Annotated in this window: 14 protein-coding genes; 7 read left to right on the forward strand and 7 right to left on the reverse strand. The window is 38.9% G+C overall.

Features of this window, described 5'->3' with window-relative positions:
• Window positions 1–2 precede the first annotated feature (2 nt).
• Together IJ00_RS09360 and IJ00_RS09365 are read right to left on the reverse strand one after the other, a co-directional pair.
• On the reverse strand, window positions 3–461 hold the full coding sequence (locus IJ00_RS09360; protein ID WP_035152378.1) for a hypothetical protein: 459 nt from the start codon (window positions 459–461) through the stop codon (window positions 3–5).
• Window positions 454–1,578 carry a ParM/StbA family protein gene (locus tag IJ00_RS09365; protein WP_035158762.1) on the reverse strand — a complete coding sequence of 375 codons (1,125 nt, stop codon included), beginning with the start codon at window positions 1,576–1,578 and terminating at the stop codon, window positions 454–456. The genes IJ00_RS09360 and IJ00_RS09365 overlap by 8 nt, the downstream gene beginning before the upstream one ends.
• A 382-nt stretch (window positions 1,579–1,960) precedes the next feature.
• Between IJ00_RS09365 and IJ00_RS28875 the strand changes: the two genes are divergently transcribed.
• The 5 genes from IJ00_RS28875 (at window position 1,961) to IJ00_RS09385 (ending at window position 4,573) form a co-directional block, all read left to right on the forward strand.
• Window positions 1,961–2,122 carry a hypothetical protein gene (locus IJ00_RS28875; protein ID WP_168163449.1) on the forward strand — a complete coding sequence of 54 codons (162 nt, stop codon included), beginning with the start codon at window positions 1,961–1,963 and terminating at the stop codon, window positions 2,120–2,122.
• Between the two features lie 2 nt (window positions 2,123–2,124).
• Window positions 2,125–2,484, forward strand: coding sequence for a hypothetical protein (locus IJ00_RS09370; protein WP_035152381.1), 360 nt, complete (start codon window positions 2,125–2,127; stop codon window positions 2,482–2,484).
• Between the two features lie 61 nt (window positions 2,485–2,545).
• Window positions 2,546–2,944: a relaxase/mobilization nuclease domain-containing protein gene (locus IJ00_RS09375; RefSeq protein WP_238178481.1), complete on the forward strand. Its 399-nt coding sequence runs from the start codon at window positions 2,546–2,548 to the stop codon at window positions 2,942–2,944.
• 113 nt (window positions 2,945–3,057) lie between these two features.
• Entirely contained in the window at window positions 3,058–3,987 is a 930-nt protein-coding gene (locus tag IJ00_RS09380; RefSeq protein WP_035152384.1) for a hypothetical protein, read from the forward strand.
• 10 nt (window positions 3,988–3,997) lie between these two features.
• Window positions 3,998–4,573: a hypothetical protein gene (locus IJ00_RS09385; protein ID WP_035152387.1), complete on the forward strand. Its 576-nt coding sequence runs from the start codon at window positions 3,998–4,000 to the stop codon at window positions 4,571–4,573.
• Window positions 4,574–4,718: 145 nt separating this feature from the next.
• Here the strand turns inward: IJ00_RS09385 and IJ00_RS29910 are convergent, their stop codons facing one another.
• From IJ00_RS29910 to IJ00_RS09405, 5 genes are all read right to left on the reverse strand, one after another.
• On the reverse strand, window positions 4,719–4,844 hold the full coding sequence (locus IJ00_RS29910) for a hypothetical protein (protein ID WP_256388857.1): 126 nt from the start codon (window positions 4,842–4,844) through the stop codon (window positions 4,719–4,721).
• Window positions 4,845–4,950: 106 nt separating this feature from the next.
• A complete protein-coding gene (locus IJ00_RS27050) occupies window positions 4,951–6,597 on the reverse strand; it encodes an endonuclease NucS domain-containing protein (RefSeq protein WP_052754430.1) in 1,647 nt (548 codons plus the stop codon).
• Between the two features lie 243 nt (window positions 6,598–6,840).
• A complete protein-coding gene (locus IJ00_RS09395; protein ID WP_238178482.1) occupies window positions 6,841–9,312 on the reverse strand; it encodes an FtsK/SpoIIIE domain-containing protein in 2,472 nt (823 codons plus the stop codon).
• Window positions 9,309–9,647, reverse strand: coding sequence for a hypothetical protein (locus IJ00_RS09400; RefSeq protein WP_035152389.1), 339 nt, complete (start codon window positions 9,645–9,647; stop codon window positions 9,309–9,311). The genes IJ00_RS09395 and IJ00_RS09400 overlap by 4 nt, the downstream gene beginning before the upstream one ends.
• 7 nt (window positions 9,648–9,654) lie before the next feature.
• Window positions 9,655–10,263 (reverse strand): hypothetical protein, encoded by a 609-nt coding sequence (locus IJ00_RS09405; protein ID WP_035152391.1) that lies wholly within the window; start codon window positions 10,261–10,263, stop codon window positions 9,655–9,657.
• A 380-nt stretch (window positions 10,264–10,643) separates the two neighbouring features.
• On the opposite strand from IJ00_RS09405, the gene IJ00_RS09415 reads away from it, so the two are divergent.
• Both IJ00_RS09415 and IJ00_RS29625 read left to right on the forward strand, forming a co-directional pair.
• Window positions 10,644–10,922, forward strand: coding sequence for an AlpA family transcriptional regulator (locus tag IJ00_RS09415; RefSeq protein ID WP_035152397.1), 279 nt, complete (start codon window positions 10,644–10,646; stop codon window positions 10,920–10,922).
• A 124-nt stretch (window positions 10,923–11,046) separates the two neighbouring features.
• Window positions 11,047–14,139, forward strand: a complete 3,093-nt coding sequence (locus IJ00_RS29625; protein ID WP_035152400.1) for a plasmid replication protein, CyRepA1 family — start codon at window positions 11,047–11,049, stop codon at window positions 14,137–14,139.
• Window positions 14,140–14,156: the final 17 nt, after the last annotated feature.

The following is a 14,156-nucleotide window of genomic DNA, read 5'->3' on the forward strand; positions in this document are numbered from 1 at the left end:
CATCAATCGAAACTTTCACTATCTGTTGTAATTCCTGCTAAATTCCACATTTGCAAGTCACAGTTATCTGTTTCTTCGGGAGTATGCGTTACTGGTGATTGAGTATCAATAATTAATTGTTTTTCTGGTTGGGAATGATTTATTGCTGATAATCCAAATGTGGAACACAATATTTGACCAACAGTAGTGGGGTCTATTTTGATTGCGATACATACATATTGAAGATGCTTGGCGATCGCACTCACCCCGTCCAAAAATATCAACTCTAAGTCTTCACGAGAATAACTTCCTTCGCTATATAGTGCCAGAGGCATGTAATAAGCAGTCAACGCAGTCATTATCAGCATTGTTTTAGTTTCCAATGGATGCAAACTCTGGTTTTGAATGTAACTAAGCAACTTCGCTTTATCCGAGCTAATGATTGTTTGATAACGCCATTCAAAATCCTTTTTCTTACCCATTTGCCGCTTCCTCCCTCCTTGCTGCCCTGACTTTGATACTGTGATATACAGACAATGCCCATACATCAGCCAGACGGCTACCCAGCCATTGTTCATTTAAGTTTGATGGAATTTCTACACCTCCATGCCAAACTATAGGTGTTATTGGAAAGACGGTATCTAGTTCTTCTCGCAAATAATCAGCCGTACCACCGCAAATAATCACCTCGTCTAATTCGTTACGTGATGGCAATACTTCCTTTAACCAATTCGTGAGTGCGATCGCATATTCTTCCCTAGATGAATGCACCGCGTATATAATTTTCTCAATTTCGGCATCTCGATGATTGTTGTCACTGCACAGATGATGAAAATATTGGGGTTTGGGTTCGTTGCCAGCAGATGTAATAGCTCGGATTAATTCCTCTGCTGCCAATCCTGACGTGCGATCAATGACTAAATCCACCATCTTATACATACCTAAGTTAGTAGTTTTCCCCCGATTTAAAATTCCCCGTCGAGATATCATTACTGATGCGTTGCGATACCCCAACATCACCAAAGCAATAACTCTACGCCGAATTGCCTCACCCGTGTTTTTGCAATACATCGCATAGATTCCCCCACCCTCTGGAAAGCATTCGTAACCAATCAAGTTGGCATTCACTTTTCCAGTTGGTGTGTCAAATTCAGCTAAAGCATCCCTGAGCATTGGTTTGAGCAATGCCGAATCTTCAAATTCCCCCGGTGGTAGTAGTAAGGCAATAGAAATGTCGAAGGAGTCTGGTAACTCGAATTTTTGCTTGATTGCCCACACCGCAGCCAGGGTTTTGTACAAAGCCAGTTCATATTTGCGTGGTGTTAATCCAGGTGTAGCGTTGTATGCACTCCGTGCCAAATATCCTACCGCTCGATAATCTTCACTAATTCCCACCCAAGCTGTATTCTCGGGATAGGTGTTTCCTAAATTGCGGGTTTGGAATGCCAGAGAAGTTTTGCTTGCTTTGATGACGGCAGGTTCCATCCAAATTGCCGTTGGTTTGCTCCCTCGAATTTGAGCGATTCCCTTAGTTCCACTCCCACCAAAGTCAAGAGTTAAAGTCACTTCAGGGTATGCTTGCCTATTTAATCTAACCATAGGTGATTGTCCTAGCATTGCTAAAATAATTTGCAAATTGCTTACTTAATTTCGGCTATAAGTTCTGAATAACTGCGAATTACGAATTGCGTTAGCGTTAGCTCTCCCGTAGGGAGCATTGCGAATTGTGATGGCATCTATCTTAGGGTAGCAACGGGAAATACTCCGCAGGATATACCAAAGGTCGGTATTATTTCTATCACTATTGACGTAACTTGATTACTAGGGATTTGGTTGGGTAAAATTGTTTATCATCCAGCTAGTGGGTGATTCTTCACTACATTTTCCCTCCTACTCGCTTCTGGACTGCTAGTCTGTTATTGCGTGTTTTTCGGGGGAAGCAAGCAGTGATGGTATCCGTTTTTATTTGTCGAGATAATATTTGTCTTGCAATCCAGCGATCGCAATTGAAGATTTAGGTTATGGAGTTCTATTTATCCAGCGATCGCAAACCGATAATTGTCAATTTGCTGCATATCACTTTCGACAGTTGCCACCTAATCAAAAAACTTGCCAAGCTAGAAAATATTGCACCCACTCCTGAAAATGCCAGCGAAACAAAAACATAACACAGTTAGATTTGAAATGCTGCTAACACCCGAACTTGCAGAACATTGGGAAGCTTTAGCAGAATCTAACGGTATCAGCAAAGCCGAATTAGTTCGACGCAGAATGGCAGGGTGTCGCACCAAAACCATCCCCCAAGTTAACTGGAAATGCTACTGGCAGTTGTTGAAAATTAGCGAAAATATCAACCAAATTGCCAAAACTCAAAATGCTGCCACAATTCAAGGTGTCAACCCACCACCAATTGACCATATTCCCTTTGAAGAATTAAAAATAGAAATTTCCAAATTACGCTTGCAGTTAATTTTGGGAACAGCAAGCCAAGAGAAGATGGACTAGAAAATACTATTTGATAATATTTTTCTAATTGCGAATTACGAATTACGAATTACGAATTGATATGATTGGCAAGATTAGAAAAGGTAAAAGCTTTGCTGGGCTGACAAAATATGTTCTCGAAAAAGAAGAAGCATCGTTAATTTGTACGAATCTCGCAGGAGAGACACCTCAAGATTTTTACCAACAGTTCTCGGCAACTAAACAACTAAATCCCAGAGTGCGATCGCCTGTCAGTCATATCAGTATCAGTTTCCCTCCCAACGAAAAACCTGACCAAGAACAACTCCAAGAGATTATTGAAGGAACCCTGTTGGGGATGGGATTCGAGAAAAATTTATACTTTGCTGCATCTCACAATGACTGCGACCATTTCCACCTCCACATTGCCGCAAGTCGCATCAACATCGATGGTGAATGTGTCTGTGACTGGTATGACAAAAGACGTTTGGAGTATGAGTGAATTTGATTATCACAACAAGCTGTTTACTACATCTACCGATGAGTATATGTATCTTTTGTGCAAAACATACTACATTGTTTAAAATGTAACTAAAACAAGGTGCGTATTGTCAGATGCAAGACAGAATCATTAAATTCCAGTACGAATTTGATGTTACAGGAAGGCGTGTCCCAGTTCGTACTGTACAAAGTAATGGTGACGGTTTTATTAACTGCTTGGATTTAACCAAGATTTTGCTAGAGATCGAGCATGGCAAAGTTGCAAGCCTGAAAATAAAACCTGAAGAAATAGAAAAAATAACAACTGATATTATCCAGACGCATGAGATTAGAGCAACAAAAGAATTTTATGCAGAATCTGGACAAGGGGTGGAATTTTTGCTTCATGCTGACCAATTTTCACAAAAAAATAACAAAGAATATGAAAGACTTATTGATTGGTTATATTTCTGGCAGCAAACTGCTAAAGCAACGATTCTAGAACGCATCGGTGAACATTTAGCGTTTATGCCTTTATTAGACCAGTACGACAAGTTGTTAGAAACAGAACAAATCGATGTAAATGAAAAACAAACCTTGACAGGTTGGCTCAAAAGTTACTGTGGTATATCAGAAGCATCACTGCTTGACCTGATTAACAACAAAATACGCCGAAGTATCTCGGAGGCTCTAAAAACAACCAAACAAAGAGAACCTGATGAAAACGAATCTGGAATTCATATCTACAATCGATCTGAGTTTGCTTTAGGCTTAAGTACAATTCGTCAGTTAATTTATGGTGACGGTTTTATAGAAAGATTTGAAAGCTATTTTTATAAACTATCAGGTCAAAAAAGAGACCGGAATTACCAAGTAAAACAAAAATTTTATGAATACAGGGATGCTGGCAAGCTGAAAAATATATCTGAAGCTGACTTAAAAGTTGCAGTCCAATATATCTGGGGTACCGATGCCTTAAAGCATACAGGTGCTTCCCAACTCCCTTATTCTGTAGATTTGTTTAAAAGACTTTTGCGAGATGCAGAAGTTACAGGTAGAAGTTAGGATACCTTAAATGGAAGAAGAACTGAGAAACTTAGTTTTAAAAGCTCTGCCAAACCCAAAAACATTCAGATTCAACAACAATATATTCACTTGCTATGTTCATGATTTGCATCTAACCATCAAGCCAATTAATAAAAGTTTTCAGTTTTCTTTTACACGTTCCGACCCCGAAAGGTTGACTTCAGATATGGTTTACTATGCAAGTTGTTTTAATTCGTTGTCTGAACTCGAAGAAGGTTTAGCAGCAGCTGGCTCTGAGCTAGAGCGTCGCGGCTTTATTGAAATAAAGTTAAAGGAAGATTCAACATCTGAAATAGATAGTATTCTAGATTTAGTTGAAACTAAAACAGTTGAATCGAACCTCGTTGAAAGCAATAGTGAACCTCCTAGGTATTCTAAAGCTGTTTACTTTCAAAAGACAAGAGAGGTATCATTCAATTTAAAACAAGCGTTCATAACGACCCTTATTGTTATTGCTGTAAACCTACCTCTTAGTTTTTTGCTCTCAAGAATTTGGGTACAAACTATGCTTAGAGACTTAGCAAAAGAAATGGCTAAAGACCTAATTCAACAAGAAAAAAGGTAACATGAAAATCATAATTTTATCTGCTGTGAGGATTGGCATTGTTGAGCTATTTTATGAAAGATTATCGATTATCTGGTGTTATTTTTATGCTTACCTATTGATGTAAGATTGTTTACGATAATAGTGATATTTTTCTCATATTTAATTAGTTTGAAGCTCCAAACAATACCTCTGCTTCCTTTACCCAACGACTTGTATCGGGTGATGCAGCAGGACGAGCGTAAACAGCTTTATTACGAATCTCGATAATTTTATCTTCTTCGCGAATCATGCTAGGAACAAATTGCGATACCTACGGTAAGCTTCGCTAACGCAAACCTAATTAAAGGATTTTCGCTTTCTTCGAGTGGTTCTGCTTGCTCGGAATGACGACATGATTACACAACTGGAATGCTTTCAAAATGATGAATAAGCCTCTGAACAAAATCTTTATTTTTGAATATAAAATTATTTATGCCATCATAAGGAGTACGATTTGTATCTGTAGGTACAAAGCAATAATTAGAAGCATTAAAATCGTATTTTATCATTACATCTTTTTCTACAAGTTCATATAAAATAGTTCCAAAACTAAAACCAAGCTCTTCCATTATATGAGAATTATTTTCTTCATAACCACCCCAAAATACAGGAAGAGCAAGAGAAGATGGCTTACCTTGATAGTATTTATTTATAAGATTATCTATATCAGCTTTTTTACCATTCCATTCAATAGTCCCAAAATAAGACTTTTGTTTTTTATCAGAGAAATATAATGATAACTTATAACATGGCAGCCATAAATAATTATTATTTTCTTTTATTTGCTTATATATAGAAAATAAAATGTTATTAGGTGAATATATTTTCAGTGCAATATCAAAAGAATGCTTATTTTCGCTTTCAATATGATGCTCCAGAATCAACTTAATATGATTGAGCCAAACTTTATTTTCACAGAGAACTCTTTTTGCACCTTTTTTCATCTCTTCAATTTTAGCATTATCTTTTGAATCTGAGCAACAATCAAATATAGCTCCATCTATTCCAGATTTACCTGCTATTTCCGAAAGAATCACTGAATCTTTTAAAAGTTCATTATCTTTTAATGTGCCAAATCTTTGTATTTCTTCTATTTTCCAACCTTCGTCTTCTAATAATTTATGACGAAACTTTGAGGGATAGGATATTTCAACATAATCGGAGTAAGGATAAGGCTTTATATCTAGCAAATAATCTTCGTATTTAGAATATATTTCGTTATCACTTAATTCTTCTTCTAAAGAAGATAAAAGTTCTTCATAATAATCTGGATGCTTACGAATTTGTTCTAAGTATTCTTCTTTTGATAAACGTACAAATGCCGAATAAATCATATAAGGCTCTATTGAATAATTAATAATATCTAGAGTCGAACTTAAAGTTTGAATCGTTTGACTATATTCTGGAAATACTAAATCTTGATGATTTTCAGATGGAGTTAATATCAACAAAACAAAATTCTCAATTCCTTTCACCCTAAATGTATTTGTATGACTCTCTATGCCTTTCTGTAAATTTTGCTTATTTTTATATAGCCTAATCATGTGTGCAGGAGAAAATAAACGCTCATCTTTTAATTTTAAAGGTGATATTTCTTTTACTGAGGTAGGATAATTCACATCATTAACTTCAATTAATATGCCTTGGATATAAAAGTTAACTCTATTAGCAAAAGAAGAAAATGGTACTATTAATTCTTTCCATTCAGTAGATACAATTATGACTTTAATTTCCGATTCAATTACCTCTTTATTTTGTTTTAAAGCTTCAACATATTTCAATATTTCATGTAATGCTTCTCTGGACGCTTCATTTGATCGTTTGATTTCAATAATGACATAGTTGTTTTTATTATCTTTCGCTAAGATGTCGATAAAACCACGTGTACCTAACCTATTAGGTAAATAATATTCTTTTTGTATGAGTGATAAATTGCTGGATATTATTGATAAATTATCTGCAAGATAATCTCTGATAATATTTTCTACAGATTTTCTCGTCATAATTGAATACTTTGCTGGAATTGTGAGATTTGTATCCATATCAAAGTAACATATCGCACTAATTTGTTAAGTATCATTATTAACTTAGTATGCTGTAAAACTTTTGCCCACCTGACTTGAAAAAGCAGGGGAACTGGGGGACAAGGGGGACAAGGGGGACAAGGGGGACAAGGGGGACAATGGAGAAATAATTAATGCCCAATGCCTATTTTCATCTGTCCTGGTGTACGCAGTTCATGATGGCTACTTAATTCGATAACTGATATTCTGCATAATCATCGCAGCTGCGGAAGATTGGCAAATCGTATCCGGGTCTTGGCTGGATAAAACTATACTCAACCCGTCCTTACGTGCAGTAGCACACAGTTCTCCCACCATCGCGCTGAATCCATCTTTGCGGAACAACACCGAAAGCTCATCACCGATAAATAGGCTTTTCGGATAGGAAAGAGCGACACGCAAACATGCTGCTTTTGCTGCAACAGCCATTGTGTAGGAATCTTGGTCGTTACTTAGCCCAGTTAGTGCGTAAAATTTGACCATTGGCTCTGGAGAGAAGCTGCTGGGTTTGGCGATCGCATTACCCAAAGGACTCACCAACAAAGCTGCAATTTGACTGGTTATTTGGTTAATAGCTTGATGGTCAATCGCTTCTGGTTTGGAAATATTGAGTCGTGCGATCGAACAGAAGCGAACGAAATCCTTCAAAGTTGGCATATCCTGCCATTCAGCAGATTTCCAACCCTTTGAAAATGCCAGGTTATAGCGTTCGATGATATCGGGGTCACTGAGGAAAATTTCGAGCGATCGCAGCAAAAGTGCGTCAACCCTCTGCGCTAAATGTGGAGCATCCAACCGTCCCATCACAATTACCCCCAAAGCATTGCGTATAAACGAACGCCAGGACTTCATCCGCGATGCTCTCTCTTCTGGGTCGAAGCTTCTCAAGTCTGGAGGTTCCATCAAGTTATTGGAAGCACGAGATAAATCGAAATATGCACCTGCATCTCCGAGTAGTGTGATCGCAGTCTTGAAAGAACTTTCCCCATCAGCTGCGGGAATATCCATCCCGACTACAGGTATTCTCTGTGACAACGCATCGAGCATAAATCGCCACAATAAGACCGACTTCCCTGAGCCGGTTTTTCCCGTGATTAATGCGTGTTGGGTGTGGGTGAATAAATCAACGTGTACTGGTTTTCCCCCACGATTAGTCAAAAATTCTACACCCTGAGTATCCAATTCCTTGGGGAGAGTTAGCGGCAAAACTCCTGCAACGGTTTCGCTTTCGAGAACCAATCGACGTTCGCTCAGAATTGAACTGGAGTGTAAAATACGTCTCCAGGTGATGGGTAAAGTTTCTAACCAGATTTGACTTGCAATATGTTTTTCTCTCACGACTTTGGCTGTACCGAAGCTGTTGCAGAGCAAATCACAGGCTAAATCCAGACTTTCCGCGTTTTCCCGATAAACCAGAAACACCACCGCGCAGTTGAGAGGAACAGCACCTTTGTATAATTTCTTCTGCGCGTCGAAACTTTCCTCTTGTTTGATTTCCGCTCCCACGTCCCGACCACTTCCTTTGAGAAAAGCGCGTTCCCTTGCAACTTTGGTTTGCTTCGCTTGTCGGTGTAAATTGTCTTCGGTTAGGTAGCGGTTTGCAGGGGAAATTTCCACCCAAGCTTCTGTATCGCGGACATGATTTTCACTCAAAACTTTCCACATCCAGGCAACTTGTTCTTTTGCGTTTATCCAAGCGGGTACGGTATCTGCCATCGTTAATACACCGCAAACTTTATCTTTGATGTAGATGCGGTTGGTGCATTGACGGTGTTCGGGACAAGAACTTTTTCCTCTTTCTCCCGCGATTAAAATTGTTGTTGAATGTTTGAATGAATTTTGAATTTCTATTAGTTGCAACCCACTATTATTATCTTCCTTTAATACCAGAAGTTGAGGAATCTGTGGAGGGCTATATTGATTGAATCGACTCCACAACCACGACCACAATTCAATATCATTGAGGGGTTGTATTTCCAATCCAGCCTTGGTATTAAATAACATTTCCCATTGTAGAAAACCTTCTGTATAAGCTTTCATCAAAACTTGACTGATAAGTTGTTCTTGTCGCTGGGAAATGCGTCCGGTAAAGTTATCTAATAAAAAACGTCCCGATTTTGCGACTTGGTAAATTAATCTAGATAAAAGGTCGCTCCTATTTTCTCCCAATGCATCCGCAGTCCACGTACAAAATACGATTTGTTGCCAAGTTGACCTCGCTCCTTTTCTAGTTAATTCCTGAATTCGAGCTTGTTCATTACGAATTAAAATAGTTGGGAGTGGCAAAGTAGAACCTGTGGCAATTCTGTTCAGATGTTCTTGTCTCATCGAATCATCCGAATATCTTCCTAACAGAAATGTACATCTTTCCCCAGGAGGTATAAATTTCATCGCTTCGGAAATACCAGTTGATATTGTATTGACCTCTTCTTGGTAAAGTTGGTCATGAAAGCCTTTGATTTGAAACGCAAAAATCACTTGGAATTGGTTTTCATCAACAATATCACCCTGATTTAATAAAAACCCACCGATACAACGATTATCCCTTTCAATCCGAACCATACAACAAAGGTCGAGTTCATTTTCAAAGGGAATATATTGTGAGTTTTTATTATCTGAATCTTGGTAATCTATAATCGGTATTTGCGCTTTCATAATTTTCTTTGATGTTTTAATTTCCTGCGAAGATTGCGAGAAAACAAAGGGGATATATAAATTGCTCCACCACTCATCCAGTTTTTCCCTTTAGGTTTACGAAAACGATTGACGTATTTATCTGGGTCTTTTCCCGTCACAAACCACCAACTAATAATTAACCAAAAGCTGATAACTGCGACTTTGGGAATTCCCCAACCCAATAATCCATCGAAAATAAAATAGGAAATTGTAATAATTGCCAACCAAGGCATAATTTGATTGGCTGGAACGGGACCAAATCCCGCTTGTTTTCCCAATATTTTATTGACTTTGATTACTTCTCTCTCTTGCAAAATGGATTCAACCTCCCGTGGTAGTTCCGTTACCTATAAAGAGGAAAGTAATTACATCAATTGTCAAAATAATCCCGATAGCTAGACCAGCTTGAGTGGCTATTGGTCTCCAATCATTTCCTTGCTGTGCTTGGTTATAGGCAAATAATGCTGCAACTCCTACTAATAGTAAAAATACCCCACGAATCGCATTGAAAACGAGCGCGATCGCTTGTGGATTAATAGAACTTGTTCCCCCTGTCGAACTTTGCTGAGCAATGTTTGTTAAATATTGTTCTAATCCACTTAAGAATATAGCTTGTGCTGGCATTTCAAAGATTGTCAGGGTTGCAGTGATGGCGATAATTAACCCTACTATTTGCCAAAAGTGAATCTTGTTTTTAACTAAATTGTTCAGGTAGGGGATAAGGCTAATTAATCGATTGAGGCAGTAGAAAAATAGCGATAAAGACAGAATAACTCCGACTAATAATGGTTCGCGAATAGCTAAATAAATCAATCCAATCCCCATCGATAGGGCTGCAATAGCATCGACTTTATTCCACCTATTTACATTTACTATTGTGAGCGTATCTAAGTTATCTTTAGGATATTGATGTGGGTGTTTCGTAGACATAATGAATTATTTATATCTCCAAATAAGACTCATTAGCAGCATTTACGTTTGTATATTGCGGCTGTGGAATATTTGATTTACAAGCAAAATTCAAAGACTGAATTTGCCTTTGGTTGAAATCGCACTTTTCAATACTCCAACGGTTGTATTTCTCATCAATTAAATTTGCAATCAATACAGGTTGTATCTCAGAATCAGAGACAATTTCAAATCCTTTCAAAGACGCAGATGCAATCGTCTCTCCAATTTCATTTGTTTGAGCAACTTCAAAGTAAAAATGGTATTGTTTATTTGATTCTGGGTCTTTCCATATAATCTAAATTCTGACCGATGAATTCTTACTAAAATATTTCCCGATTTAATTATTCGCGGTTAAGGTTATGTTTCACTTAGTCACGAAACAACAAGCATCAGAAATACTCAATATGAGTTTTTCCACTTTGAAAAAATATCGCTTAGATGGAACTTGGATTGAGGGAACCCATTGGGTAAAACTTAATAACCGTTGTACTCGTTATAATTTGGAACTAATTCAAGATTGGTTGCACAATCGTGAAGACCCGATCGCGCACCATCGAGCAATCGATTTGTATCATGCAAGTTTAGCAAGTAATCGAAAGCGTAATTCTCAAAATATGCAGGTAGTAATTCTCAAATAATTCGCAAATCAGCATTTGAATATTTTCTAATTTTTGGCGGCATTGATATCATTTGCTGTTCCATTTTCATGCGTCCATTGTTTGTCGGAATTCTGAGTTCAATTAGTGAAAACTTGGAGATTTTATGAACGCAATCGATTTTTGTTACACCAATTTTCAATATCATCACTGGGAAGAATGGTTAGCAAGTGGGGTTGATACGGAAATTATTACCCTCAATGTCAAATCCCTTGAAGGTACAACACCCTATGAGTATTTAATTTATAGTCCTAAAATCTCACGTCGAAATGATGGAAGATTGCGCGATCGCGACCTAAAAAAATATCAACACATTGAACATGGAGGTTGGTGGTGTAGTGGAGTTGATCCACTCGATGAGTACAATCCAATGATGTGGGGTTGCTTTAAACCCGATAAACCTCGACGTGACCCCAGTAAAATCAATAAGTACATAAAATATGAGCATCCGTATAAAGAACCGACACGGGCATTTTTTTTACAAGTTTCAAACGCTGCTTGGACGTTGGTTTCTCGTTATAGCGGAATTGAAGTTAAAAGTGAAGATATGAACCACCCTTGGGGTTTTTGGTATTGGGTTTGGCGGAAAAATGTACCGATTGTAATTGTCGAAGGTGCGAAAAAAGCAGCTTGTTTGTTGACTGCTGGTTATGCTGCGATCGCTATTTCTGGTGTGAATGCAGGTTATCGAACTCCCAAGGATGAGGATGGAAATATTGTCGGGAAACCATTTCTAATTCCAGATTTGAAGCATTTTACAACACCATATAGACGAGTTAGTATTTGTTTCGACCGCGACCAAAAACCCGAAACTGTACAGCGTGTCAGAACTGCGATTAAAAGAATGGGGAAATTGCTTGCGGTTGAGGGATGCGATGTTCGGGTTATCGATTTACCTGGTCCAGAGAAGGGAGTTGATGATTTTGTTGTATCCCAGCGCAAAGTGACTGAGAGTATTACCCTAGAAGATTCTGAAGCAGAAGGAGAGGATGCTTTTTACAAGCTTTACTACTACGCTGAAACACTGGATTTATGGCAGATTCGGCTGTATACCTTGTTGAATTATCAAATTGCAATACAAGTCACACAAAAATACTTGGAGCAAATTCAAATGTCGGAGAATGAAAAACTAATTGTCCTCAAATCTGCAAAAGGTACGGGTAAAACTCAATGGCTGGTTGGTGAAGTTGCTAGAGCGCACGAGAAGAATCGCAGAGTATTAATTATTACTCATCGGATTCAACTGGGAGAAGCGCTATGTAAGCGGTTTGGAGTGAATTATGTGACAGAAGTTCGCAATTCTGGAACTGGTGATTTACTCGGTTATGGAGTTTGCATCGACTCTCTACATCATCAAAGTCAAGCTCGATTCAATCCTAATGATTGGAGCAATGACACGGTGATTATTGATGAATGTGACCAGGTATTTTGGCATCTCCTCAATTCGGGTACAGAAGTAGCAAAACGTCGTGTTGCCGTACTTAAAAACCTCAAACTACTGATTCAAAATGTATTGGGTAGTCCGGAAGGAAAGATTTATCTTGCCAGTGCTGATGTGTCCGATTGTGATGTTGAATACGTATTGTCTTTGGCTGGGGAGATAAAAATTAAACCATTTGTGATTGTCAACGATTACCAACCACAAGCTGGAAAATGCTACACATATAAAGGCTCTAATCCCAAGGATTTAGTCGTTGCGTTGGATAAAGCGATTCTCCAAGGGAGAGATTGCGCGATTCTCCAAGTGAGACGCTGCGCGAACGCTTCAAATCAACAAACTCCAGATGGGGAAGTTTGTGTAACATCAGAAACCCAGTCAACGATCGAAGGACAAGACGAACCTTCAACTGCATCCTCACATCTGCTACTTTGTTCAGCCCAGAAAGCCAAGTCAAAATGGGGAACCCAAGCGTTAGAAGAGAGATTCCGCCGCAAATTCTCTGATTTGAAGATTTTACGAATCGATAGCGAGTCTGTTTCTGACCCATCCCATCCAGCCTATGGTTGCATTGCGAACCTGAATCAAATCCTGCTCAAATATGACTTGGTAATCGCTTCCCCAAGTCTGGAAACCGGAGTATCGATCGACATCCAGGGTCATTTCCAAGCGGTGTGGGGAATATTTCAGGGAGTACAATCTGCGAACTCTGTCCGGCAAATGTTAGCGAGATTACGCGAAAATATCGATCGCCACATTTGGGTAAGAAGTAACGGAGTTGGAACTGTGGGAAATGCCTCCACATCAATAGGTTCACTGTTAGCAAGTCAACACGCAGCCACCAGAGCAAATATTGCTTTACTTTCCGAAGCCGATAACGCAGATTACAGCTGCATCGATGAGAAGTTTCAACCCGAATCGCTCCAAAATTGGGCAAAACGAGCTTGTGTTGTCAATGCTCAAATGCACCACTATCAGGATTTCGTTTTCAAAGGTTTGGCAGAAGATGGCTATGAAATTATCGATGCAGAGAAGATTCCTGAAGTTGAAAGTCAAGGGATTTTTGAAGAGGTCAAACTTATATCCCATGAATTAAGGCTTGATGAATACAACGCTGTGGCAGATGCGGAGGATATCTCGGAGTCTGGGCTAAAAAAGTTGCAGGACAAGAAAAATAAGACGAAACCTGAAAGGCATCAGGAACGGAAAGCATTGTTGCAACAACGTTATGGGGTTGAGGTGACACCTATACTGGTTTGGAGAGATGACGATGGTTGGTATCCTCAATTGCGGTTGCATTATTTCATGACTTTGGGACGAGAACTGCTTCCCCAACGTGATGCAGCAACGGCGAAGATGCAAATTGAAACCGGAGAAAATGCGATTTGGAAGCCGGATTTTAATCGATCGCTCCTATTGGCTAAGGTGTTGATGCTGGAGGATTTGAATATTCGCTATTTCCTGACACCTGGGGTGATGTTTCGCGGTTCTGATGCTGCGACGCAGAAACTTAAACAGGTAGCTGTTGAGAATCGGTACGTTATTAAAAATTATCTGGGGGTTTCAGTGTCCGAGGGGATGGCTCCGATGGCAATTGTTCATACCCTGTTAGATAAATTGGGGTTGAGTTTGTCCTATGTGGGACGATTGGGAAGTCGGGGGAAGCGGGAACGGGTGTATGAATTTGTTGAGCCAAAAGATGGACGGGGTGAGATTTTTACCAAATGGTTAAAAAGTTCTGGGAGTGTCCAGGATGAATAAATATAGTAATTATGATT

It is taken from the genome of Calothrix sp. 336/3 (assembly GCF_000734895.2).
GTDB lineage: Bacteria > Cyanobacteriota > Cyanobacteriia > Cyanobacteriales > Nostocaceae > 336-3.